At 68.4% G+C, this 24,150-nt stretch carries 19 protein-coding genes, 1 other RNA gene and 3 pseudogenes; 20 read left to right on the top strand and 3 right to left on the bottom strand.

The window, feature by feature from the left end; translation table 11 throughout:
* Positions 1 to 323 precede the first annotated feature (323 nt).
* The 3 genes and pseudogenes from motA to SA87_RS14535 all read left to right on the top strand — a co-directional run.
* A complete protein-coding gene (gene motA, locus SA87_RS12185) occupies positions 324 to 1,109 on the top strand; it encodes a flagellar motor stator protein MotA (protein WP_066203764.1) in 786 nt (261 codons plus the stop codon).
* Entirely contained in the window at positions 1,102 to 1,974 is an 873-nt protein-coding gene (locus SA87_RS12180; protein WP_066203761.1) for a flagellar motor protein MotB, read from the top strand. Before motA ends, SA87_RS12180 begins: the two co-directional genes overlap by 8 nt.
* Before the next feature lie 113 nt (positions 1,975 to 2,087).
* A pseudogene (locus SA87_RS14535) lies at positions 2,088 to 3,308 on the top strand (DUF3866 family protein); the annotation flags it as partial.
* A gap of 96 nt (positions 3,309 to 3,404) precedes the next feature.
* Here the strand turns inward: SA87_RS14535 and ffs are convergent.
* Positions 3,405 to 3,492: signal recognition particle sRNA small type (gene ffs, locus SA87_RS12170), an RNA gene on the bottom strand.
* Between the two features lie 71 nt (positions 3,493 to 3,563).
* On the opposite strand from ffs, the gene SA87_RS12165 reads away from it, so the two are divergent.
* From SA87_RS12165 to SA87_RS12135, 7 genes are all read left to right on the top strand, one after another.
* Positions 3,564 to 4,208: a hypothetical protein gene (locus SA87_RS12165; RefSeq protein ID WP_066203756.1), complete on the top strand. Its 645-nt coding sequence runs from the start codon at positions 3,564 to 3,566 to the stop codon at positions 4,206 to 4,208.
* A gap of 344 nt (positions 4,209 to 4,552) precedes the next feature.
* A complete protein-coding gene (gene fur, locus SA87_RS12160; RefSeq protein WP_066203911.1) occupies positions 4,553 to 5,047 on the top strand; it encodes a ferric iron uptake transcriptional regulator in 495 nt (164 codons plus the stop codon).
* Between the two features lie 101 nt (positions 5,048 to 5,148).
* Positions 5,149 to 6,273 (top strand): alanine dehydrogenase, encoded by a 1,125-nt coding sequence (gene ald, locus SA87_RS12155; RefSeq protein ID WP_066203753.1) that lies wholly within the window; start codon positions 5,149 to 5,151, stop codon positions 6,271 to 6,273.
* A gap of 124 nt (positions 6,274 to 6,397) precedes the next feature.
* Positions 6,398 to 6,661 carry a hypothetical protein gene (locus tag SA87_RS12150; RefSeq protein ID WP_066203749.1) on the top strand — a complete coding sequence of 88 codons (264 nt, stop codon included), beginning with the start codon at positions 6,398 to 6,400 and terminating at the stop codon, positions 6,659 to 6,661.
* 236 nt (positions 6,662 to 6,897) lie between these two features.
* Positions 6,898 to 7,905, top strand: coding sequence for a site-specific tyrosine recombinase XerD (gene xerD / locus SA87_RS12145; RefSeq protein WP_082718387.1), 1,008 nt, complete (start codon positions 6,898 to 6,900; stop codon positions 7,903 to 7,905).
* A gap of 25 nt (positions 7,906 to 7,930) precedes the next feature.
* On the top strand, positions 7,931 to 9,130 hold the full coding sequence (locus SA87_RS12140; protein ID WP_066203745.1) for a phosphopentomutase: 1,200 nt from the start codon (positions 7,931 to 7,933) through the stop codon (positions 9,128 to 9,130).
* Between the two features lie 214 nt (positions 9,131 to 9,344).
* Positions 9,345 to 10,682 carry a thymidine phosphorylase gene (locus SA87_RS12135; RefSeq protein ID WP_066203906.1) on the top strand — a complete coding sequence of 446 codons (1,338 nt, stop codon included), beginning with the start codon at positions 9,345 to 9,347 and terminating at the stop codon, positions 10,680 to 10,682.
* A 161-nt stretch (positions 10,683 to 10,843) separates the two neighbouring features.
* Here SA87_RS12135 and SA87_RS12130 read toward each other — a convergent pair whose 3' ends face one another.
* Both SA87_RS12130 and SA87_RS12125 read right to left on the bottom strand, forming a co-directional pair.
* Complete coding sequence (locus tag SA87_RS12130) at positions 10,844 to 11,689, bottom strand: SDR family NAD(P)-dependent oxidoreductase (protein ID WP_066203741.1); 846 nt, start codon at positions 11,687 to 11,689, stop codon at positions 10,844 to 10,846.
* Between the two features lie 7 nt (positions 11,690 to 11,696).
* Entirely contained in the window at positions 11,697 to 13,358 is a 1,662-nt protein-coding gene (locus tag SA87_RS12125) for a hypothetical protein (RefSeq protein WP_066203739.1), read from the bottom strand.
* 288 nt (positions 13,359 to 13,646) lie between these two features.
* Here SA87_RS12125 and SA87_RS14530 point away from each other — a divergent pair.
* From SA87_RS14530 to lysA, 10 genes and pseudogenes are all read left to right on the top strand, one after another.
* A pseudogene (locus tag SA87_RS14530) lies at positions 13,647 to 13,835 on the top strand (transposase); the annotation flags it as partial.
* A 165-nt stretch (positions 13,836 to 14,000) separates the two neighbouring features.
* Positions 14,001 to 15,527, top strand: coding sequence for a glycosyltransferase family 39 protein (locus SA87_RS12120; RefSeq protein WP_169816970.1), 1,527 nt, complete (start codon positions 14,001 to 14,003; stop codon positions 15,525 to 15,527).
* Between the two features lie 6 nt (positions 15,528 to 15,533).
* Positions 15,534 to 16,583: pseudogene (locus SA87_RS12115) on the top strand (glycosyltransferase family 2 protein); the annotation flags it as partial.
* Between the two features lie 169 nt (positions 16,584 to 16,752).
* Positions 16,753 to 17,295, top strand: coding sequence for a GtrA family protein (locus SA87_RS12110; protein WP_066441885.1), 543 nt, complete (start codon positions 16,753 to 16,755; stop codon positions 17,293 to 17,295).
* Positions 17,296 to 17,573: 278 nt separating this feature from the next.
* Positions 17,574 to 19,127, top strand: coding sequence for a D-alanyl-D-alanine carboxypeptidase family protein (locus SA87_RS12100; protein WP_245637743.1), 1,554 nt, complete (start codon positions 17,574 to 17,576; stop codon positions 19,125 to 19,127).
* Positions 19,128 to 19,399: 272 nt separating this feature from the next.
* Positions 19,400 to 19,747, top strand: a complete 348-nt coding sequence (gene spoIIAA / locus SA87_RS12095; RefSeq protein WP_066203722.1) for an anti-sigma F factor antagonist — start codon at positions 19,400 to 19,402, stop codon at positions 19,745 to 19,747.
* Positions 19,748 to 20,209 (top strand): anti-sigma F factor, encoded by a 462-nt coding sequence (gene spoIIAB, locus SA87_RS12090; RefSeq protein WP_066203720.1) that lies wholly within the window; start codon positions 19,748 to 19,750, stop codon positions 20,207 to 20,209.
* Between the two features lie 11 nt (positions 20,210 to 20,220).
* Positions 20,221 to 20,973 (top strand): RNA polymerase sporulation sigma factor SigF, encoded by a 753-nt coding sequence (gene sigF, locus SA87_RS12085; protein ID WP_066203718.1) that lies wholly within the window; start codon positions 20,221 to 20,223, stop codon positions 20,971 to 20,973.
* Positions 20,974 to 21,014: 41 nt separating this feature from the next.
* Positions 21,015 to 22,490 carry a spore germination protein gene (locus SA87_RS12080; RefSeq protein ID WP_066203717.1) on the top strand — a complete coding sequence of 492 codons (1,476 nt, stop codon included), beginning with the start codon at positions 21,015 to 21,017 and terminating at the stop codon, positions 22,488 to 22,490.
* 85 nt (positions 22,491 to 22,575) lie between these two features.
* Entirely contained in the window at positions 22,576 to 24,021 is a 1,446-nt protein-coding gene (gene lysA, locus SA87_RS12075; protein WP_245637741.1) for a diaminopimelate decarboxylase, read from the top strand.
* The last annotated feature ends 129 nt before the right edge of the window (positions 24,022 to 24,150 follow it).

Below are 24,150 nucleotides of genomic sequence, written 5' to 3'. Positions count from 1 at the left end.
TTCGGCGGTTTCCGGCCCGGAAGCGCGGCGCCTTCCGGCGGCGGGATCGGCCGGGCGGCGACCATCGAAAAACCGCCGGGCGCCGAATGAGAGCCGCGGCTTCGGCCGCGGCCTTTTTACGCCCTCTGCCGGAGGAAGGGACGGGCGGGATCGCCGGGGCCTTCGGACGGCGTTCGGGAGGGGCTTTCGGGACCGCCCCGGGGCCGGGGGCCGGACGGCTGAAAACGGCTAAACGTTTGCCCGCCGTCCGCCGATACACCCATCGAGTGACCGACGCGGCCCTTCCGCGGCCGCCAGCGATGGAGACGGAGTGAGCGCAGACGATGGAGCGTTCGACGATTCTGGGCCTCATCCTCGGCTTGATCGCCGTCGGTTACGGCATGGTGTTAAAAGGGGCGCCCCTCACCAGCCTTTTTACCAACCCGGCGGCCTACCTCATCATCATCGGCGGAACGATCGCCGCGGTGCTGAACGCCTTTCCGATGTCGGAGCTCCGGCGGCTCCCGCACCTGTTTCGCCTGATCTTTCGGGGTCAGCGGCTTCCGGACCCCAACGACCTGATCGATCGGTTCATGGAGTGGGCGCAGATCGCCCGCCGGGAAGGGCTGCTTGCGCTCGAAGGCCATCTCGAGGCGATCGAGGACCCGTTTTTGAAAAACGGCATGAAGATGGTCGTCGACGGCCGGGAGATGGAATTTATCCGCGACGCCCTCGAACAGGACCTTGCGGCGATGGAGGCCCGGCACCAGGTCGGCGCCAAAATTTTTGAGCAGGCCGGCACCTATGCGCCGACCCTCGGCGTCCTCGGCGCCGTCGTCGGCCTCATCGCCGCGCTCAGCAACTTAGACGACACGACCGTCCTCGGCCATTCCATTGCCGCTGCTTTCGTCGCGACCCTTCTCGGCATCTTCACCGGATACGTCCTCTGGCATCCGTTCGCCAACAAACTCCGGCGCTTAAGCCGCCAGGAGGTCGAGCTCAAGCAGATGATGATCGAAGGCATCCTGTCCATCCAGGCCGGCATCTCGCCCTCCAACATCGAGGAAAAGCTGATCGTCTACCTGCCGGCCCGGGAACGGGAGAAGCGGGCGGAGAGAAAACATGCGTAGGCGGAAAACCGAAAGCGACGAGCACCTGAACGAGACGTGGCTCATCCCGTACGCGGATATGCTGACGCTGCTTCTCGCGCTCTTTATCGTCCTTTTCGCCATGAGCGAGATCGACGCCGCCCGAGTGGCGAAGCTGGCGAACGCCTTCAACATCGCCTTCAGCGGCGGAAGCGGCGTCCTCCAATTCGAACGGCCGGTGCCGCCGGAGGCGGAGCTTCCGAACGTGCCGCGGGCCCGGCAGGACGACCGGCGGCTTTCGCCGGAAGAGGCGGCGGAGCTCGCCCGCATCCGGGAGGAGAAACGTCAGCTGCAGGCGATCCAGCAGGAGATGGACCGCTTTATCCGGGAAAACGGCCTCGAGCCGTATCTCAGCACCGTCCTGGATGAGACGGGCCTCAAGCTCCTCATCGGCGAGCAGGCGCTCTTTCCATCCGGGAGCGCAACGCTCACCCCGGAGGCGGAGGCGATCGCCCGGCGGGTGTCGGAAATTCTCGTCCATGCCTACCCCCGGGAGATCACCGTGAGCGGTCACACGGACAACGTCCCCATTTCGACGCCGGAGTTCCCCTCGAACTGGGAGCTTTCCGCCGCCCGGGCGGCAAATTTTTTACAGGCCTTGCTGAAAAACCCGCAGCTCGATCCGAAGACGTTTCGCCTGATCGGTTACGGCGAGTATCGGCCGATCGCCGACAATCGGACGCCGGAAGGGCGGGCCAAAAACCGGCGGGTGGAAGTCTCGATCGAACCCCTGATCCCGCTCAAGCCGCCCGAGCAGACGCCAGCGGATGCGCCGCAGGAAGCGCCGGCGCCGCCTCGCTCCGGCGATGCCGGATCGCCCGCTCCGGCCGGGGCGCCGTCGCCCTGAGGGCGCTTTTATTTTTTTGGACGCGGCGACGCGTCGGGGCGCAGACGGTCTTCCCGCTTTCGGCATCGGCCGCCGGCGACCGGCATACGGTAGTCGGGGAAGGGGGCGATCCGGTGAGCGGCGGACCGGTCTTTTCCCTCTGTTCCGGCGTCGTGGCGGCGATCGAGGAGCGCCGACCGGAGCGGGAGATCGTCCTCGTCCGGACGGCGGACGGGCACCGGCGGCGGGCGATCCATTATCCGGGCTGGTTCGGGCCGCTTCGAACCGGTCAGACGGTGTGGCTGAACGTCGAGGCGGTCCGCCTCGGGCTCGGGGCCGGCGGCTTCGCCGTCGTCGTCTGGGCGGAACGGCACGCCGGTGCCGAAGAAACGGTGAAAGAGACCGCGAAAGGCGGAACGGAAGCGGCGGACCAAGCAGGAGGAAAAGACGCGGGGGTGGAGGCGGGCGAAGCGGACGCGGCGGCCCGAGCGGAAGGGGCTGAGGCGGGGATGGGGACAGGCGAGGCGGGCGGGGCGGAAGCGGCGGTCGGCCCGGAGGCGAGGCGCGGGCCGGCGGCAGGGCTTGAGCGGGAGGCGATCGTCGTCAAAGAGCGCTACACGCCGCTTCAGTTTGCCGTTCCGGCGGCGGAGTTCGGCGTCCCGCCCGGGCGGCTCGCGGGGCGCCCGGTGCTCATCCTGCCGCTTCACAGCGCCCTCCCCCTCGCCGTCCGCTGGCTCCGCCGCCGGCGGCCGGGGTGGCGGATCGCTTTCGTCATGACCGACGCGGCGGCGCTTCCCGGCTGGGTGAGCGACCATCTGGCGGCGCTTTACGCCGAAGGGGCGCTTCAGGCGATCATCACCGCCGGGAATGCCTTCGGCGGCACCCATGAGGCGATTAACCGCTACGGCGGCCTCCTCGTCGCCGCCCGCGAGGCCGAGGCGATCTTGATCGGGCCGGGACCCGGCGGCGTCGGGGTCGGTCATCCGGTGGCGAACGCCGGCGCCGAACAGGCGGAAAACATCAACGCCGTCGCCGCCCTGGGCGGCATCCCGGTGCTCGTGCCGCGCCTGAGCGCCGCCGATCCCCGGCCGCGGCACCGGGGGCTCAGCCACCACACCCGGACCGCGCTGGCGCTGGCGTTCGGATCGGCCCACCTCGTCCTCCCGGCCCCGGCCGGCCGCCGCGAACGCCATTCCGGAGCCTCGGCTTCCCTCTGGGCGGTCGGACCTGTCCGGGCGGCCGTGGACGCCGTTCAAGCGGCCTGGGCGGCGCTTCCGCCGGCGGTCCGGCGGAGGCACCGGGCGGTCTTTCGCCCCCTGCCGTCGCCGGCGGCGCTCGACGCTTTCGATCCCGGCGGAACGGTCCGGACGATGGGGCGCGACCGCCGGGCGGACCCGCTCTACTACGCCGGGGTGTATCTATCGACAGAATATTACATTAATTTAATGCAAAATAGGGCGCCAGCACAGTCCACGCTTCCTTAAGGCTGCTTCGTTTCCGACCTGACCTGGTTCGGAAGCAGGTGCTTGCTGGCGCAAGATGCATTATAACACGTTGATCGGTGAAGGGCAAGGGACCGAAACGGTCGAACGCGGGAAAGGCGGGAGAGGATGCGGACGATCGGCGTCGCGCTCTGGCTGTACGCGCTCGCCCTGGCCTTCGGCTGGGCGATCGGCTACGGCGCGGGGGCGACCGGCGGTGCCGGGGTGACCGGACCGGCGGCGATCGTGCTTTCCGAAACGGATCGGATCGGGGTCGAAGGGGCCGGGGGTTCGGCGAACGCCGATTTCGGGGATGGGAATCGGCCGGGCGATGAGCCATCCGCCGGCGTTCCGGCGGAACCGAATCGGTCGTTCGTCGGAGGGTCGGATCCAGCGCGGCCGGCCTATGGGCCGGCGATCGCCGAAGCGCTTCTCGTCGTCCTGCTCGGGAGCGCCTGGTTCGGCCCGGCGGCCCTCCTTCTGTATGCGGCCGTCTGGGGACGCGCCGTCGGGCTTCGGACGGCCGGCTTCGACGCGCACGCCTTCGGTGACTGGGCGCTTCGTTCACTTCCGGCGGACGCCGCCGTCGCCGCGGGGCTGTTCTGGCTCTTCGTGCGGAGCATCCGGCTGCAGGCCGCCTTTTTCGCAGACCGGCGCTTCGGCGTCGCCTCCCGTGGCGTCCTCGAAGCCCTCAAGGCGTATGCCCTGGCCGGCGCCGGGACGGTCGGGTTCTTTGGGCTGGCCGCCTGGCTTGCCGCCCGGCTCGGCGGCTAGCGTAAAAAGGAGAAGCGCCGGGCGGGCGGGGCCAAGGAAGGAGACGGCGGACGGTCGGCGCGGCGCCGAAGCATCGGCGCGAAGGCGAAGGAACGAAGAGACGTCGAAAGAAGGGGGCGACGTCAAAGGATCGGCGAAAGATCGAGGGGAGACATCGAGGGGGCGAGACGTCGAAGGCGCACGGAACGGAAAGAGAAAGGATGCGGAAGCCGGCGGGCGGCCGCCGGTTTTTACGCTTTCTTTTACATAAAAGTGATTTTCAATTGACGCCGGGAAATCCCCTTTTTTATAATGAAAGCACGGACGTGGATCCGGGACGAACGACGCCTAAGGAGGAAATATCGGTGGAAGAGCGCCTCGAGCGCATCAAGCAAATCCTTCATGCGCACAACTACAAGCTGACGCCGCAGCGGGAAGCGACGGTGCGGGTGCTCCTCGAGCGGATGGAGGATCATTTGAGCGCCGAGGATGTCTACCTGGCGCTGAAGTCGCGCATGCCGGACATCGGCCTGGCGACGGTGTACCGAACGCTGGAACTCCTTTCCGACCTTAAGATCGTGCACAAGGTCAATTTCGGGGACGGCGTCACCCGGTACGATTTTCGCGCCGAAGGGGCGAAGCACCACCATCATCACCTGTACTGCCTGAGCTGCGGCAAAGTCGAGGAAATCGAAGAAGACCTTCTGGAGGACGTGGAAAAGATCGTCGAAGAGCGGTTCGGCTTCGAGATCCTCGATCACCGGCTCACCTTTCACGGCATCTGCCGGGAGTGCCGGGCCAAGGGGATCCAGGCGGGCGACGGGCCGGAAGAGGCGCTCAAAAAGTTGCCTGTCGAATAAAAGCGCTCTACAATAGATGAGGCCGGACGACGAAAAGACCGCCGGCGAAGAATCGCGGCGGGCGACGGACGGCCCGTCGATCAGCCGAAGGAGGCCGGGCGATGATCATCGGCGTGCCGAAGGAAATCAAAGCGGGAGAACACCGGGTGGCCCTCACGCCGGCCGGGGTGCACGCCCTCGTCGGGCGTGGGCATCCGGTGCTCGTCGAGCGGGGCGCGGGGGCCGGCGCCGGATTTTCGGACGAAGAGTACGTCCGGGAAGGGGCGACGGTTGTCGACGGCCCGGAGGACGTCTGGCGAAAGGCCGAGCTCGTCCTCAAGGTCAAGGAGCCGCAGCCGAGCGAATACCGGTTTTTCCGGGAGGACCTCACCCTTTTTACATACCTGCATCTTGCGGCGGAGCCGGAACTGACGCGGGCGCTCCTCGACGCCCGGATGACGGCGATCGCCTATGAGACGATTCAGCTGGACAGCGGTCTTTTGCCCCTCCTCCTGCCGATGAGCGAAGTCGCGGGGCGAATGAGCGTCCAGATCGGGGCGCAATTTTTATCGAAGCCGTACGGCGGCATCGGCCTGCTCCTCGGGGGAGTGCCGGGGGTCCCGCCGGCCAAGGTCGTCATCATCGGCGGCGGGACGGTGGGGACGAACGCGGCGAAGATCGCCCTCGGCATGGGCGCCGACGTGACGATCCTCGACGTCAATCCGCTCCGCCTCCGGGAGCTCGACGATCTCTTCGGCGGCCGGGTGAAGACGGTCATGTCCAGCCCGTACAACATCGCCGCCGCCGTCCGGGAAGCGGACCTCCTCATCGGGGCGGTGCTCATCCCGGGTCGGCGGGCGCCGAAGCTCGTGACGGAGGCGATGGTCCGTTCGATGCGGCCCGGATCGGTCATCGTCGACGTCGCCGTGGACCAGGGCGGATCGATCGAGACGGTCGACCGGGTGACGACCCACGCCGAGCCGACGTACGAAAAATACGGCGTGATCCACTACGCCGTGGCCAACATCCCCGGCGCCGTGCCGCGGACGTCGACGCTCGCCTTGACGAACGCCACGCTGCCGTACGTTCTGGCGCTGGCGGATCAGGGGGTCTGTGCCGCCGCCCGGAAGGATCCGGCCCTCGCCCGCGGGATCAACACGATCCGAGGGGCGCTGACGAACCGGCCGGTGGCGGAATCGCTGGAGCTCCCCTATACGCCGCTGGAGACGGTGCTGGCCGAAGCGTGACCGGCCGAGGGAGGTATGAACCCGATTCGCCTGCCGTACACTGGCACCGGAAGATCGTCCGGCGGCCGGACGCCGTTCGATCGACGGCGCCGATGCGGCCGGACGGCGGCGGGAGGGTCCATCGATGTGGGTGATCGACCTCAGGCGGATCGGGGCGACGGCGGCGGGAATCGGGCTTTTTCTCATGTTGTTCGCCCTGTTTTATGCGGCGATCGACCGTCTGCAGGCGGCCCTTTTTCCCGCCGGCGTGCGTACGCCATACGGCGACACCCTGGAGGTGAACCGGCCGGCGGAAGGGCGGGAAAGCCCGGCGGCCGGGACGATGACCGGCGATCCGGGGGCGGACTGGCGGGACGCGGTGTACCGCTTTTGGACGGACGGCGAGTAGCCGCGGGGTGACGGCGGCGGACCGAGGGAGAAAGCGAACGGAACGAGAAAGGGGGCGGCCTTCGCTCAAGAGCCTTGCGGCGCCGGAAGCCGGAAACGGGGCGCAGGCACAAGCGACAACACGGATCGAGGCGCCGTCCGCGCCGGGCAACGGGCCGGCGCGGCGTGCGTTCCGGCGCGGCGTGCGTTGATGAGAAAGAGACGATCCGGGGGACGGCAAGGGGGACGCCGGAGGTCATGGGTGCAGGGAAGCGCATACCGACGCAGGAGCCGACGAACGATGCGGCATACGACCGCTTTCGGGCGGCGTGGAGAGAAGCCCGGTCGGCCTTCTGGGATCATCTGGCCTACGCCGAAGGGCTGGCGAAAAACACGCAGATGAGCTACCTCCAGGATCTCGACCACTTCATCGCCTATCTCGATCAAAATCGGCCGGACGGCGATGCGGACGGAGCCGGCCGGAGCCGGCCGCTTCCCGAGGAAGTGGGCCGGGAGGACATCCGACGGTATCTCGCTCATCTCGAATCGACCGGAAAAAAAACGGCGACCCGGGCGCGGCGGCTTGCGGCGCTCAGGGCGTTTTACCGGTTTCTCTTGGAGGAAGGCCGGATCGAGGCCTCGCCGCTGGAGCACATCGACACGCCCCGAAACGTCCGGCCGCTCCCGAGCGTCCTCAGCGTCGACGAAGCCGCCCGCCTCGTCGAGGCGCCGAGCGAACGGACGGCGGCGGGCCTCCGGGATCGGGCGATGCTGGAGCTCATGTACGCGACGGGACTTCGGGTGTCGGAGCTCGTCGGGCTCATGCTCGGCGACGTCAACCTCGAGCTCATGTTCGTCCGCGTCGTCGGAAAGGGCGATACCGAGCGCATCGTTCCCTTCGGAGAGGAGGCCCGGGCGGCTCTGGAAGCGTATTTGGAGCGGGGACGGCCCAAGCTCGCCGGCCGGCAGACCGCCCGGGCGGCGGAGCGAAGCCGGCTCTTTTTAAACGCTCGCGGAAAACCTCTGACCCGGCAGGGGTTCTGGAAGATCGTCAAATTTTATGCCCGGGCGGCCGGCATCGACAAGCCGATCACCCCCCACACGCTCCGGCATTCGTTTGCCACGCATCTTCTGGAAAACGGCGCCGATCTTCGGGTGGTGCAGGAGCTTTTGGGACACCGGGATCTGTCGACGACGCAGATTTACACCCACGTGTCCCGAAAGACGATTCAGGCGGTTTACGACCGGTCCCATCCCCGGGCGTAAGCGCAGGCGAGGGGGGAAAGGGACGATGGCGACGCGTTATCGGCGGCTTTTTGTCGTCGTTCTGGACAGTGTCGGCATCGGAGCGCTTCCGGACGCCGAGGCATTCGGCGACGCGGGGGCGAACACCCTCGGCCACATCGCCGAGCGGGTCGGGCTGTTCGTGCCCAACCTGGCCGCCCTCGGCCTGGGGAACATCGCGCCGCTTTCGGGCATCCCGCCGACGGAGCGGCCGCGCGCCCATTTCGGCCGGATGGCGGAAGTCTCCCGGGGGAAGGATACGACGATCGGCCACTGGGAGCTCATGGGGCTCCGGACCGACACGCCGTTTCCGACCTATCCGAACGGCTTTCCGGAAGAACTCCTCCGGGCGTTTGCCGATGCGACCGGCCGCAGCGTCCTCGGGAACGTCCCGGCGTCCGGCACCGAGATCATCGCCCGCCTCGGGGAGGAACACCTCCGGACCGGGGCGTGGATCGTCTACACGTCCGCCGACAGCGTCTTTCAGATCGCCGCCCACGAGGCCGTCGTCCCGCTTTCGGAGCTCTACCGGGCCTGTGAGACCGCCCTCGCCCTCACCCGCTCGCGGCCGGACTGGGCGGTCGCCCGGGTGATCGCCCGGCCGTTCGTCGGCGCCCCGGGGGCATTCGAGCGGACGCCGAACCGGCGGGATTTTTCCGTCGAGCCCCACGGCGAGACGGTCCTGGTCCGGCTGAAGGCGGCCGGCTACGACGTCGTCGGCGTCGGCAAGATCGGGGACATTTTTGCCGGTGTCGGCCTCACCGAAAGCCACCCGACCCGGTCGAACGACGACGGCGTCGACGTGACGCTCCGGATGATCGCCCGGTCGGATCTTAAGGGGCTTGTCCTGACCAATCTCGTCGACTTCGACTCCAAATACGGCCACCGGCGCGATCCGGCCGGCTACAAGGCGGCCCTCGAGGCGTTCGACCGGCGGCTTCCGGAACTTTTGCAGGCGCTTCGGCCGGGGGACCTCTTCATCCTGACGGCGGACCACGGGAACGACCCGACGTTTCGCGGGACGAACCACACCCGGGAGTACGTGCCGCTCCTCGTCTACGATCCGACGGCGGAGGCCAAGGGGGTCGTCGGACGGCCCCTCGGCACCCGGGAGACGTTTGCGGACGTCGCCCAGACGATCGCCGAGAACTTCAGCGTCGGACCGATGCCGCTCGGGACGAGTTTTTTGGGCGAGATCGCCGCCTGATCGAAGCGATCGAGTCGAAACGGCGGCCGAACGCCGGCCGGCCGACGGCGAGCGACCGCGGCCGAACTCGGCTTAACGTTTGCCGCACGCGGCCGACGGCGTCAAGCGGCCGGCCGGCTTGAAAAGCCTGACCCGGGCCGTCGTCGGGCGCCATCGTCGGGAAGGAAGGGGCGGAACGGCCGACGGAACCGGCGGGCGGCAAGGGGGAAGCGCGATGCGGATGCTCGATCTCATCTTGAAAAAACGGGACGGCGGGGCGCTCACCGAAGGGGAGATCCGCTTCTTCGTCGACGGCGTCGTCCGGGGGACGATTCCGGACTACCAGGTGAGCGCCTTTTTGATGGCCGTCTATTTTCGCGGCATGACCGAGGCCGAGGTGGCGGCGCTCACCGAGGCCATGCGCACGTCCGGGGAGGTGCTCGATCTTTCGGTCGTCCCCGGCGTCAAGGTGGACAAGCACTCGACCGGCGGCGTCGGCGACAAGACGACGCTCGTCGCGCTTCCGCTCGCGGCCGCCGTCGGGGTGAAGGCGCCGAAGATGAGCGGCCGCGGCCTCGGCCACACCGGCGGCACGATCGATAAGCTGGAGGCGATCCCCGGCTTTCGCACCGCCCTCGACCGGGAGGCGTTTTTGCGCCAGGTCGACGCCGTCGGCTTCGCCGTCGTCGGCCAGACGGAAGGTCTCGTCCCGGCGGACAAGGCGCTCTACGCCCTCCGGGACGTGACCGGCACGGTGGACTCGATTCCGCTCATCGCGAGCTCGATCATGAGCAAAAAGCTCGCCGCCGGCGCCGACGCCATCGTCCTCGACGTCAAGGTCGGACGGGGGGCGTTCATGCCGGACGAGGCGTCGGCCCGGGCGCTCGCCGAGGCGATGATCGCCATCGGCCGACGGCTCGGCAAGCGGACGCACGCGATTCTCACGGCGATGGACGAGCCCCTCGGCCGGGAAGTCGGCAATGCCAACGAGGTGGCGGAGGCGATCCGCGTCCTTCGCGGCGAGGGGCCGGAGGACGTCGAAGAAGTGGCCGTCGTCGTGGCGGCGGAGATGGTGCTCCTGGCCGGCCTCGCCCCCGACCGGGCGGCGGCGGTCGCCGCCGTTCGGGAGGCCCTCGCCGACGGCCGGGGGCTCGGGGCGTTTCGGGCTTTCGTGGCCGCTCAAGGGGGCGATCCGGCGGTCGTCGACGCGCCGGAGGCGGTCCTTCCCCGACCGCACCACCGGGCGGCGGTGGTCGCCTGGGCCGACGGCGTCGTCACCGCCCTCGACGCCCGGGCGGTCGGGGAGGCGGCGATGCGCGCCGGTGCCGGCCGGGCGACGAAGGAAGCGGCGATCGATCTCGCCGCCGGGGTCCACCTTAGGAAAAAAACCGGGGAGGTCGTCCGCCGGGGTGAGGTGCTGGCGGACGTGCTTGCCTCCCGGCCGATCCCGGAAGACGCCGTCCTCCGCCTGCGGGAGGCGTATGCCCTCGGCGAAACAGCCGAAGACGCCGGTCTCGCGGGCCGAGCGGCCGGTGGACCGGCGTCGAAAGTGCTGGCCATCCTCGACGGGTGAAGCGGGGCGCCGCGGGTCAGACGTTCAAGGTTTCGCGCGGCCGTTTTCTTCCCGGTCGGCCATCCTTCCAGAAGGTGGACGCCGCTATCCGCCTCCGCGGTTTTTTTGGCCTTCTGGGCGAGAAGCGCGGCGATGACAAAGGGGATCGACCGCGATCGGGTTCACGGGGCCGGCCGACGCTCCGGCGATACGCGCCGCCGCGCTTCCCGTGCCCAGAAGGGCCGGACGAACAGCGGGCCGACGACGGCGTCGACGAGGCCCGGGACGACCCCTTCCGCCCAGGCGATCGGCCGGATCCACCCCGGAACGAAGACGTGGGCCCGGGGCCGCTTCAGGGCGGCGACGATCGCCCGGGCGACCCGGTCCGGGTCGAGGAAGAGCCAGCGGGGATGGGAGACGAACGGGAGGAAGACGCTTTCGCCGTTGTGGGCGGTGAATTCCGTCCGGGCCGGCGCCGGGTAGACGGCGGTGACGCGAAGGCCCCGGGGACGAAGCTCCCGCCGGAGGGCGTCGGCGAAGCCTTTGAGTCCGAACTTCGTTGCCGCGTAGATGACGTACGGCGGCGTCGCGGTAAAGGACGCGAGCGAGGCGACGAAGACGACGTGGCCGCCGGGAACCAGATGGGGCAGCGCTTCCCGGGTGAAATGGATCGGCGCCCGGAAGTTCACGTCGATCATCCGGTCGATCTCGTCCGGAGCGAGGTTGTCCAGCCAGTCGAGCCGGCCCAGGCCGGCGTTGTGGATGAGGACGTCGATGCGGCCGAAGGCCGAAAGCGCCGCCTCCACGATTCGCCGGCGGGCGGCCGGGTCGGTGACGTCGGCGGAGACGGCGACCGCTTCGGTCGGAAGGTTCCGCCGGAGCGCTTCGAGCCGCTCCGCCCGGCGGGCGGCGAGGACAAGGCGGGCCCCTTCGACGGCGAGCCGGCGGGCGGTTCGCTCGCCGAAGCCGGAGGAGGCGCCGGTGAGGACGACGACGCGGCCGCGGAGGGGAAGGGACCAAAGGCGCATCGCCCGATTACCCCTCCGGCCAGACCAGGCGGCCGTCTGCGGCCGGGACGTACTGGAACGGTCCCTGCGGCACCCGCGGCGTGATCTCGAGGGCGCCGTCGTCCATCGCTTCCCAGATGAGCTGAAACGGCGCTTTCCCCGGCTCCCACTTTTCGACGATCAAGACGCCGTGGCCCGGGATGATGGTAAAGGCGATCATCCGCGGGTCGTCCGGCCGCGTGAGCGCCTCCGAGCGGCGAAAGGCCTCGATGATCCCGAGGGCCTGCGCCTCCGTCGAGCAGGAGACGGGGTAGTGAAAATACGCGGCGCCCATCGGGACGTACTCGACCCGCCGGGGATCGAAGGCCCGGACGCCCCGATGCCCGTGGAGTTTCGAACGGGCGACCGGCACGTCCCGCGGGCCGTCGGGCGCCGACCAGCGGATCTTCGGCAGCGGCGCGTCCATGGCAAAGAGTTCCACCGCCTCCGAGGACGGCGGGTCGTTCCGCTTCCCCGCGACCGGCCGGACGACGGCGCCGGCGCCGTCCGGGCGGACGCCGACGATGAGCGCAAGCTCGTCGTCCGAAAGGGCCGTCTTGTCGAACGCCCGGGCGCTGCCGGTGATCGTCGCCACGAGGCCGACGCCCGGCTCCCACGTCGCGTAGCAGCCTTCGCTGTACTGGTCGGCGATGGCGTCGCTCATCGCCGGCACCCGGACGAGGGATCGGATGGTGATCGTCTCGGTGAAAAAGCCCCGCCGGCCGAATTCCAGGCCGGCCCGCCGCATCGCCGCCGGAGCGGTCAACCGGCGCCAGGCGTCTTCCGGAAGCGGTTCATCGAGGGTGACGTGGGCGGTGATCTCCCGGGTGCTCACGACCGCCTGCAGGCGCCGGACGACGTCTTCGACGAGCGACGCCTCGTCGGGAAAACGGGCCGTCGGCGGGGGCTCGAGGGCCGCGGCGTCTTCCCGGAAGTGTCCGGCGCCGGCCGACGGCCGGCCCGCGGTCGCCGGCTCGGTTTCGCGGGTGGCGGACCCGGCGGCTGCCGGCGCACCGGGCGGCTCTCCGGTCTCCGGGAGCGCCGCTCCTTCCACGGCCGGGACGGCCGGATCGACGACGAGCCGCGGGTGGGCGCCGACGAGGTCGAAGACGTACGCCGCTTCGATCGTCGTCCGGCCGAGAAGAAGGAGGAGGCGGATGCTTTTCGCCTGAGCCTGCAGGGCCCGTTCGAGAAGGAGAACGGGACCGCCCCGGCGACCCTGGGCGAGGAGCGCTTCTTTGGCCGTCGGAGCGAGGCCGGCGAGAAGCGCGGCGCTTTCGGTCTCGTCGCGGCCGGCGAGGAGCCGGTCGGCCGCCCGAAGGGCCGCCAGCCACGCATCGGGGTCGGCGCCGACGACGGCGACGACCGTCGGCGTTTTGGGCAGGCGATACCGCCGCCGGGCGGTGAACAGGGGCGCCTCCCGCCAGCCGATCGGCCGGAGAAACGGCGCTTCGGTCAGGAGGATGTCCGTCTCCGGTCCGGGCGTTTCCCGATACCGGTGTCCGAGGCGGAAGAGGGCCGTCGGAAATAATTTAATAAATCTTTCGACTAATTGGTGCCGACTTGCCTTCCCGTCGCCGCTGACCCAGGCGGCTTCGATCGGGCGAACCCACGCATGGTGCGGTGCGTACGAAGGCACCGGACGCAACACCGCAACCCCTCCTTGTGCAGTCACGCTGTGATCTGTGCCCATTGTAACACTCAAAAAAAACCAAACGCAAGCGGTCCGCCCGACCGATGATCCGGCCGCCTCCGGCTTCCGGTGCACCGAGCCGGCCGAACGGTGCGGAAACGGGGGAGCGGCGAAGTGTTCGGTGCGGAACTTTCCGGACGAGATTGGGTGTCAGCCGATGCGCTCGGTTTGCCCGATCGCCATCGGGGCTACCCGTTAAGGGGGAGCGCGAGGTGCTGGGTTTGACATCGGCCCCCTGAGGATGGGACGTTGTGGACCGAGTTTCAAGGAGGGCTGAAAGCGCGGGGGCTTCGGGGGAGCGGACTGGTCATCCGGGATGCCCAACTTTGCCTGCGACCGAGCAATTCAGAAGGGCTGACCGGCACGGTAGGAGAGCGTTGCAAAGTGCACGCTATCCGGAACGGGCTGAGCCGAGGGTTGAAAAACAGCCGTTGAGGGCGGTGGCGATCATCAGGACCTTCTTGACGGAACGCCGCCGAACGGGTCTTGAGCTTTGCCCAGATATCGTATAATCTGTCATCAGGGGTGCGTTCGTTGCATGGAATCGATCGTTTCGCGCACGGAGCGAAACGCCTTACGTTCGCCGCGGCCACCGTTTTCGTGGCGCTCGGATTCTTCGTCACCCTGAAGGCGCTGGTCCAAAATGAACAGGGCATCGCGTCCGGCCTTCTGGAGCTCGGTCGATCGGCCCCGGAGCGGCTGGCGCTTTTCGGCATGGCGGCGGCGGCGCTTGTGGGGACGGGCGTCTTCCTCTTTCGCCTGCGATCTTCGGTCCGGTTCGTCGTCGGCCTTTTTTGCTTCGCTCTGGCGATCCGCCTCATTTGGGTCGCCTCGGTTCCGACGACGCCGGTGTCGGACTTCGAGTTCATGTTCAACATGGCCGTGAAGGCCGCGCGCGGCGATTTCAGCTTTACGGAGGCGCCGTATTATGTGCGCTGGACGTATCAGCTGCCGTTTACGCTGTACGAAGCGCTCGTCATCAAGCTCTTCGGCGCTCATCCCCTCCCTTTGAAGGTCCTCAACGCCTTCTGGCAGAGCGCGCTTGCCGGCATCGTCTATGCGCTCGGGCGAGCGCTGTTCGGCGATCGGGCGGGGCGAGCGGCCGGCCTGGTGTACGCGCTGTATCCTTCGACGATCAGCACCGTAAGCGTGCTGACGAATCAGCACCCGGCCGATTTTTTCTTTTATCTTGCGTTTTGCTTTTTCCTTTGCGATCTCCGCCTGCGCGAGCGGCCGCGGGCGATCGCGACCGGTTTGGCTTTGGCGCTCGGCGAGCTTTTTCGCCCGTACGGGCCGCTCGTTTTACCGGTGATCGCCTTCTTTGGCCTGTTTCGCGCCGCCTTCGTTTGGCTTTCGAGCGAGCGCTCCGCCTCGGAGAAGCGTTTTTGGCCGGCGCTCCGAAAGGCGGTGATCCCGCTTGAAACCACCGCGTGGGTCCTGATCGTCTTTTGGCTCGTCACCTCCGCGGCCGGCCTTGCGCTGAACGCCGCAGGCGTGACGCCCTATAGCTTAAAGAGCCACGATCCGTACTGGAAGTTTGTCGTCGGCCTGAACCCCGCGTCGAGCGGCCAGTACGCCGAGGAAGACCTGCGCCGGTTCGCCGATCTCCCGACCTTGCAAGCGCAGCTCGAGGTCGAAAAAGCGCTCGTTCTGAAGCGGCTCCTGGACGTCGACGCGCTTCTTCCGCTTTTCTGGCGGAAATTTTGTATTTTGTGGGGTTCGCCGGACGCGACCTTCTGGTGGAATCACGGCGTCCATCGGCCGGCCCTGGAGGCCGCCTTGAAAGCCGCCGAACGCGCCGCGTTTCTCTTCGTCACGGCTTCCGCCTTCGTCGGGCTTGTCCTCGGGATGCGGCGCCAAGATGGGCGCGGCCCTTGGCCGGACGGACGGATGCTCCTTCTTTGGATCGTGCTCGGATACGCGGCGGTGCACCTCGTCATCGAGATTCAGGTGCGGTATCGATATTTCGCGCTGCCGACCCTGTCGATCCTGGCCGGAGCCGGTCTGGTGACGGTCACCCGAGCGCTCCGCCGAGCGGGCGAACCGAGCGCAAGGCGCGGCGGTTCTTGTGGAGAGACGGGATATGCCGGAAAAACGCATCCGGAGCAAAGCGTAAAGGAGCGATGAGCGACGATGAACGCGACGAACGCCGATTCCATCCGCTCGGGCGCCGGTCGAAAGAAGCCGGTGCTCGCCGTCGTCGTCCCGTGTTACAACGAAGAAGAAGTCCTTCCGCAGACGGGGGCGGCGCTCCGGGAAACGCTTTGGGCGATGGTCCGGGAAGGGCTGATCGCGGAAGAGAGTTACGTCCTGTTCGTCGACGACGGGAGCCGGGACCGGACGTGGTCGATCATCGCGGGCTTGGCGGAAGCCGTCTCGTCTTCGCCATCGCCGTCGTCGCTCCGTTTTTACGGCCTCAAACTGGCCAAAAACGCCGGCCATCAGGCGGCGCTTCTCGCCGGCTACCGGGCCGTCCGGGACCGGGCGGACGCCGTCGTGTCGATCGACGCCGATCTCCAGGACGACGTGGCGGCGATGCGGGAGATGGTCCTCCGCTTTCTCGAAGGCTACGACGTCGTCTACGGCGTGCGCCGGGCCCGGGAGACGGACCGGTGGTTCAAGCGGACGACGGCCCGGGCGTTCTACCGGCTGATGCGCTGGATGGGGGCTGAGATCGTAAGCGACCACGCCGACTACCGGCTTCTTTCCCGCCGGGCGCTCCGGGCGCTCCTCCGCTTCCGGGAGGCCAACCTCTTCCTCCGGGGCCTCGTCCCGCTCATCGGTTTCCGCCAGGCGATCGTCCGCTACGATCGCCGCCATCGGGCCGCCGGCGAGTCCAAGTACCCGCTCCGGAAGATGCTCGCCTTGGCCGTCGAAGGGATCACGTCGTTCAGCGTCCGGCCGATCCGCTTCGTGACGCTCGCAGGCCTCACCGTTTTCGCCGTGAGCGCCCTCGCCGGCGGATACACCCTCTGGAGCAAGCTCGCCGGTCATGCCGAGCGCGGCTGGACGAGCCTCATGCTCTCCCTCTGGTTTCTCGGCGGACTCATGCTGCTTTCCATCGGACTGGTCGGGGAGTATATCGGCAAAATCTATCTCGAGGCGAAACGGCGGCCGCGGTACATCGTCGAAGCGGCGGTGCTTCCCCCCCGGCGGGCGCCGGCGCCGAAGGTCCGGGCGGCAGGCGGGGTCAGGCAGACATTCGAAAGCGGGGGCGGCCGCGATGAAGGCGGCGACGGGAAGCCGTTCGGAAGCGAGGGCGGCCGCGAAGCAGAGGAGCGCGCCTTAGCCGACCGGACCGGCGGAAGAAGCCGCGCGGGGAGCCCGGACGGTGCCGGGGAGGCGGGTGGCCGTGCGCGGTGATGTCGGGGGCGGCGCGATGGGCCGGGAAGGCCTTCGGAGCCGGGCGGCCGGTCCGCCTCAGACGCCGTCCGCCTGGCGGCAGGGAGGGCGCTACCTCGCCGTCGGCGTCGTGAACACTTTGGTCGGCACCGGCGCGATGCTCCTTCTCCTCCGCCTCGGCGTCCCGTACTGGCCGGCGACCGCCGGCGGGTTTGCGCTCGGCCTCGGGACGAGCTTTGCCTTAAACCGTCGCTTTACGTTCGGCCACCGGGGAGACGTCCGGCGGGCCTTCGGGCGGTTTCTCCTCGTCACCCTCGTCGGCTACGGCGTCGCCTTTTTCGTCGCCCGCCGGATGGCTTCGGCGGCCTTGGTCGGCCTCTCCGTTCTGGCCGCCGCCTTGGGCGCCGGGCCGATCGGAGCTTCGCCGCAGGGCTTCGATATGCTGGCCGTCGTCATCGGCACGGGGCTCTATACGACCCTCACCTTCGTCGGCCACCGGAGGTGGACGTTCCGCGAGCCGAGAACCGATCGGGGGCCGCGGCCGGCCGGATGAGCCGCCGCGACCGGCCGGCCGGCACGAACCGGTCGGACGACCCGGTCGCGAGGCGTCTCGAACGCCGGGATGCCGCGACCGATGAAGCCGCACGAACCGAACGGGCACCGGCGGCCTCGGGGCCGGCGCGCCGGCCGGACCGCGCCGAGGCGGGGCCGTCCGGGCGGAAGCGGCGTCCGGTTTAAGCGGGCCTTTTTTCGGGTATACCGAACGGTAAAGCGGCCGGTCGCCCAAGGGTCGGGCGGCCGCATCCGAAACGGTGAAAGGAGGCCCGCGCGGTGAGCGCACCTCGGTTAAAGAGGCGCGACCGACGCCTCCGACCCCGGCGCGGCATCGCTTTTGGCCTGATCGGTCTCGCCCTCATCGGGACCGGGGTCCTCGGCCCCGTCGTCCGGGCCGACGGCCTCCCGGACCAAGGCGGATCGCCCTCGTCCGGCCTTCCCCCCGGCGACAAAACCGCGTTGCCGGCGGACCATGCCATCCCCGGCGAAGGCGGGACGCCTCCACCGACCGGCGCCGTCTCCGGCGACGCCCCGGGGAATCCGGCGGCCGACGTCCCCTCCGATGGCGGCATCCCTCCGACGCCAGCCGGAGGCGACGGCCGCAAGGCGGCGCCGGCGGTCGGAGCCGGCGCGGCGGACGGCGGTCTTCCGACCGTCGAGCGGCGGGCGAAGACCGGGACGGAAGCCGTCTTTGCCGCGCCCCTGATCGAGGCGGCCGAGGCGCCGCCGGTCGACTTGGCGCCGGATGCCGTCTCGGCGATCCTCGTCGACATGGACACCGGCACCGTCCTGTACGAGAAAAATGCCGACGAGAAACGGCCGCCGGCCAGCATCACCAAGATCATGACCCTTCTTCTCATCATGGAGGCCCTCGAGCGGGGCGACATCCGCATCACGGACGTCGTCACGGCGAGCGAGCGGGCGGCTTCGATGGGCGGATCCCAGATCTTCCTCGCCCCCGGCGAGCGGATGACCGTCGAAGACCTGATCAAAGCGATCGCGATCGCCTCGGCGAACGATGCCTCGGTGGCGATGGCGGAACACCTCGCCGGCTCGGAAGCGGCGTTCGTCGCCCGGATGAACGAAAAGGCGAAGGCCCTCGGCATGAACAACACCCACTTCGCCAACGCCACCGGCCTCCCGGTCGAAAACCACTACACGACCGCCCGGGACATCGCCATCATGAGCCGGGCCCTCATCGCCCACGAGGCGGTCCTCCGCTACACGTCGCTCTACGAAGATTACCTCCGGAAGGACACCGACCGGCCGTTCTGGCTCGTCAACACGAACCGGCTGGTGCGCTTCTACGAAGGGATGGACGGCCTGAAGACCGGCTACACGAGCGAGGCCCGCTACGGCCTCTCGGCGACGGCCAAGCGGGGCGATCTGCGCCTGATCGCCGTCGTCCTCGGCGAGCCGACGGCGAAGACCCGGAATCGGGACATCACGGCGATGCTCGACTACGGCTTCGCCCACTACACCAGCGTCGTCCTCGTACCGAAGGGGACCGTCGTCGGCGCCGTCCGGGTCGACAAGGGCGACCGGCCCGTCGTCCACGCGACCGCCCCGCACGCCGTGAGCCTCCTCCGGAAAAAAGGCGCCGCCGTCGGCAAGCCGGAATTGGCCGTGACGCTCCCGGCCGTCGTCCCGGCGCCGGTCCATGCCGGCGATCCGCTCGGCACCCTCGTCGTCCGGGACGGCGACCGGACGGTCCGCGTCCCCCTCGTCGCCGCCGAAGGAAGCGGCCGGGCGTCGTTCGGGACGCTGTTCAACCGGATGTTTTACCGCCTCGTCGAAGGCCGGGATCCGGTTAGCGCAAAAATTAAATGAAAAAAGAGGGATACCCCCGAAAGAAAATGGCCAAGCTACCCGCGAAGGGCCTGTGCCGGCGCAGCCCCGCGCGGGTTTTCGCGTTATCTGAGAACCTTTGTCGATGTCGGACGAGTCGCGTCGGCGCGGCAGGATTCCCGAAGGGACGGAGCGAAACGATACGGTGATCGGCCGGGCGTCGATCGACGATCGGCAGAGCGGTTGACCCGGGCGTCCTCGGCGGGGTTTGAGGGCGAACCCGGGCGACCGAAGAGAAACGGGGGAGAGGACGGATGTTTGCGCTGGAGACGGAAAAGCGCGATCAGGTGCTCATCGTCCGTCTGTCGGGCGAACTCGATCACCACACGGCGCCGGAGCTCCGGACGGCCCTCGACCGGGCGATCGACGGAGACGGCGTGCGGGACATCGTGCTGAATCTCTCGGCCCTGTCGTTTATGGACAGTTCCGGCATCGGCGTTCTCCTCGGGCGTTATAAAAAAGTGCAGTCCGTCGGCGGCCGCCTCGTCGTCTGCGGCCTCGGCCCGACGGTGCGGCGCATTTTCGAGCTGGCCGGCCTGCTCAAAATCCTCACCGTGGCGGCGTCGGAAGCCGAAGCGCTGGACGCCCTGGGGGTGGCGTAAATGGCCCGGACGAACGCCATGACGCTTGTCTTCCCCGCCAGAAGCGGCAACGAGTCCCTCGCCCGGGTCGCCGTCGCCGCCTTTGCCGCCGCCCTCGACCCGACGGTGGAAGAGCTGGACGAGATCAAAACGGCGGTCTCCGAAGCGGTGACGAACGCCATCATCCACGGCTACCCCGATCGAGACGAACCCGGGGAGGTCGTCGTCCGGGCGTGGATCGACGGTGACGTCCTGACCGTCGTCGTCGAAGACCAGGGCGCCGGCATTGCCGACGTGGCCAAGGCGCGGGAGCCGCTATACACGACGCGGCCGGATCTCGAGCGGTCGGGGATGGGCTTTACGATCATGGAAAACTTTATGGACGACGTCGAGGTCGAAAGCGCCCCGGGGCGGGGGACGCGGGTCCGGATGGTGCGGCGGATCAAAAGTTCGGCCGGCGCCCCGAGCGCGCCGGCCCATTAGAAGGTGGTTCGATGTCGTTCGAAGCGGAGCGGGCCGCCCCGGCGCTTTCCGACGAGGAGATCCGGTCGCTCATCGCCCGGGCCCATGCCGGCGACGAGGCGGCGCGGACGGCCCTCGTCGAAGCGAATCTCCGCCTCGTCTGGTCGATCGTCCAGCGGTTTTTAAACCGCGGGTACGAAGCGGACGACCTGTTTCAGATCGGCGCCATCGGGCTCATCAAGGCGATCGACAAGTTTGATCTCGCCTACGACGTGAAGTTTTCGACCTACGCCGTGCCGATGATCATCGGCGAAATCCAGCGCTTTATTCGGGACGACGGGACGATCAAGGTGAGCCGGGCGCTCAAGGAGGCGGGCCTCCGGGTGCGCCGGGCGCGGGACGAGCTCATGAAGTCCCTCGGTCGGGAGCCGACGATCCAGGAGGTCGCCGACGCCCTCGGCCTGACGCCGGACGACGTGATCCTCGCCCAGGAAGCGACCCGACCGCCGGCGTCGATCCACGAGACGGTGTACGAAAACGACGGCGACCCGATCACGCTCCTCGACCAGATCGCCGACGACCGGGAGGAGGCGTGGATCGAACACGTCGGCCTCCGGGACGTCATCGCCCGGCTGCCGGAGCGGGAGCGACTCATCATCTACCTCCGGTTTTTTAAAGATCAGACGCAGGAGGAAGTCGCCGCCCGCCTCGGCATCTCCCAGGTGCAGGTGTCCCGGCTGGAGAAAAAAATCCTCGAGACGCTGAAAAAAGAGATCGGCCGCTAGCGGCCATTCCTTTCCGCCGGGGCAAGCTATAGGCGGGAGGGATGGCGGTGGCCGCACCGAACGATTCGCTCCACGTTCCCGTCCGCCGGTCGATCGAAGAAAACGTCGCCATCGTCAAAGACCGCGCCGGCGTCGGGACGTCGTTTGACGTCGGCGTCCGGGAGATCCTCGTCGGGAAGACGCGGGTGGCGATCTTTTATTCGAACGGGCTCGTCGATGCGGGCATGTTCGTGCACGTGCTTCGCTCCCTGGCGGAAATCCGCCCCGACGACGGGGAAGACGTCTTCCGGTTGATCCTCGCCCGGTACGCGACGCACGTTCAGGTGGAGACGCGCCGGACCATCGACGAGGCGATCGACCTTCTCCTGAGCGGGCTTTTCGTCCTCTTCGTCGACGGCCACGCCGAAGCGATCGTCCTCGACGGCCGGATGTACCCGAACCGATCGCCGGAAGAGCCGGATACGGAGCGGGTCGTCCGGGGGGCGCGAGACGGCTTTACCGAAAGCATCATCACGAACGCCGGCCTCATCCGCCGCCGGCTTCGGGACGAGCGCCTCCGGCTGGAGCTGACCCACATCGGCGAGCGGTCGAAGACGGACGTCGTCCTGGCTTACATCCGGGACATCGCCGATCCGGGCCTCGTCCAGCTCATCCGGGAGCGGCTTCAGGCGATCGAGATCGACGGGCTCCCGATGACGGACAAGTCGCTTCAGGAGCTGCTCATCGGTCAGACGTGGAATCCGTATCCGCTCGTCCGGTACACCGAACGGCCGGACGTGGCGGTGCAGCACCTTTTGGAAGGGCACGTCCTCCTCATCGTCGACACGTCGCCGAGCGTGATGATCCTGCCGACGACGTTTTTCCATCACGTGCAGCACGCCGAGGAGTACCGCCAGACGCCGGTCACCGGGGCGTATCTGCGCTGGGTGCGGCTCCTCGGCATTCTGGCGTCGATCTTTCTCCTTCCGCTCTGGGTGCTGTATACCCTGCAACCGGAGCTTCTCCCCGACTGGCTTCGCTTTCTCGGGCCGAAAAAACCCGGCAAGGTGCCGCTTCTCCTTCAGGTGCTGGCGGCGGAATTCGGCCTCGACCTCATGCGCATGGCGGCGGTGCATACGCCGTCGCCGCTGGCGACGGCGATGGGCGTCATCGCCGCCGTCCTCGTCGGCGACGTGGCGGTGAAGGTCGGCCTCCTCACGCCGGAGGTGCTTCTCTACCTCGCCTTTGCCGCCATCGGGCTCTTTGCGACGCCGAGCTACGAGCTTTCGCTGGCGAACCGGCTGGCGCGCCTCTGGCTCATCCTGGCTGTCTTTTTCTTCGGCATCCCGGGGTTCGTCCTCGCGGCGACGCTCCTCGTGATCGCGCTCGTGTTCACCCGCTCGCTCGATACGCCGTATTTCTGGCCGCTCATCCCGTTCAACGGTCCGGCCCTCTGGCACGTCCTCGTCCGGACGGCGGTGCCGCAGACGATCCGCCGGCCGAGCGTCATCCATACGCAAAACACGATCAAAAATTGACCCGAGCCCGCTCGTTGTGGTCCGCCGCCGCTTCCGGGGCGGGCCGCGCTGTGTTATGATGTCGCCAAAGGAGGGGAGAGAAACCGTGTTCTTCTTAAAAGGGACAAGCCGGATCGACGAACGGGGGCGTCTCGAGATCGGCGGCGTCCCGGCCGCCCGCCTGGCGGAGGCGTTCGGGACGCCGCTTTGGGTGTACGACGAGGCGCTCATCCGGGAGCGGCTTCGGGCCTATCAGGCGGTGCTCCGGGAGGCGGGGGTGACGTATGACGTCGCCTTTGCCTGCAAGGCATTTTGCGTGCGGGCGATGGCCGAGCTCGTTCGGGAGGAAGGGGCGAGCCTCGACGTCGTCTCGGGCGGGGAGCTGTACACGGCGCTTCAGGCCGGCTTTCCGCCGGAGCGGATCCATTTTCACGGGAACAACAAAAGCGATGCGGAACTCGCCCTCGCCCTCGCCGCCGGCGTCGGCGTGATCATCGTCGACAATTTTGACGAGCTTGAGCGGCTCCGGGCGTTCGCCGCCGGGGAGCGGGACGATCTCCTCCGGGCGGTCGCGGCGGAGGTCGGCCTTCCGGCGGGCGCTGCCGGCCCGGCCGGTTCGGCCGGCGGGAGGCGGCCGATAGACGTTCTTCTTCGGGTGACGCCCGGCATCCACGCCGATACGCACGCATATATTTCCACCGGGCAGGAAGAATCGAAGTTCGGCTTCGACCTCGGAAGCGGCCAGGTGGCGACGGCGATCGAGCGGACGCGGGCGGTGCCGGGCCTCCGGCTGCGGGGACTCAGTATCCACATCGGCTCGCAGATCTTCTCGCCAAACGGCTATCTCGCCGCCGTCGAAAAGCTGCTCGGGGCGCTTCCTCTTCTTCCGCCCTTGGACCTGGAGGTGCTCAATCTGGGCGGCGGGTTCGGCATCCGGCACGTCGAGGAGGAGGCGGCGCCGGAGGCGACGGCGCTCCTCCGGGCGGTCGTGGACGGGGTGAAGGAGCGCTTTCGGGCGGCGGGCCGGCCGCTTCCGGCGCTCTGGTTCGAGCCGGGCCGCTCGATCGTCGGCGAGGCCGGCTGGACGCTGTATCGCGTCGGGGCGATCAAGGATCTTCCGGGGATCCGGCGCTACGTCGCCGTCGACGGCGGGATGAGCGACAACATCCGTCCGGCCCTCTACGGCGCCCGTTACACGGCCCTCCTCGCCGACCGGGCGCTCGAGCCGGCGACGGAGGCGGTGAGCGTCGTCGGGAAGCTGTGCGAAAGCGGCGACGTCCTCATCGAGCGGGTGATGCTCCCGCCGGTCCGGATCGGCGATCTCTTGGCGGTGCCGGCGACGGGGGCGTACACGTTCGCCATGGCGAGCCACTACAACCGGCTGCCCCGGCCGGCGGTCGTCTTCGTCCGGGACGGCCGGGCGCGGCTCGTCGTCCGGCGAGAAACGTATGCCGATCTCGTCCGGCACGATGTGCCCCTCGGGGAGGTGGAGCTTCCCCTCGGGGCGGAAGAGCGCTTTGAGGCGCGGGCGGGGGACGGCGGTCGGGCGTAGGTCGACCGGCGGCGCCCGGCTTCGGAGAAGATCCGGTGATTCGGCGTTGGACGCATTCGATCCGGAAGAAGGGGGCCGCGGCGCTCCGGATGGCGCGGCTCCGTAGAGGGACCTTCCGTAGAGGGACCT

The organism is Hydrogenibacillus schlegelii (assembly GCF_001653195.1).
In the GTDB taxonomy this organism is placed as follows: Bacteria; Bacillota; Bacilli; order Thermicanales; family DSM-22653; genus Hydrogenibacillus; species Hydrogenibacillus schlegelii.
The sequence above is the reverse complement of the archived record's forward strand: the minus strand, read 5'-3'. Positions and strand labels throughout refer to the sequence as shown.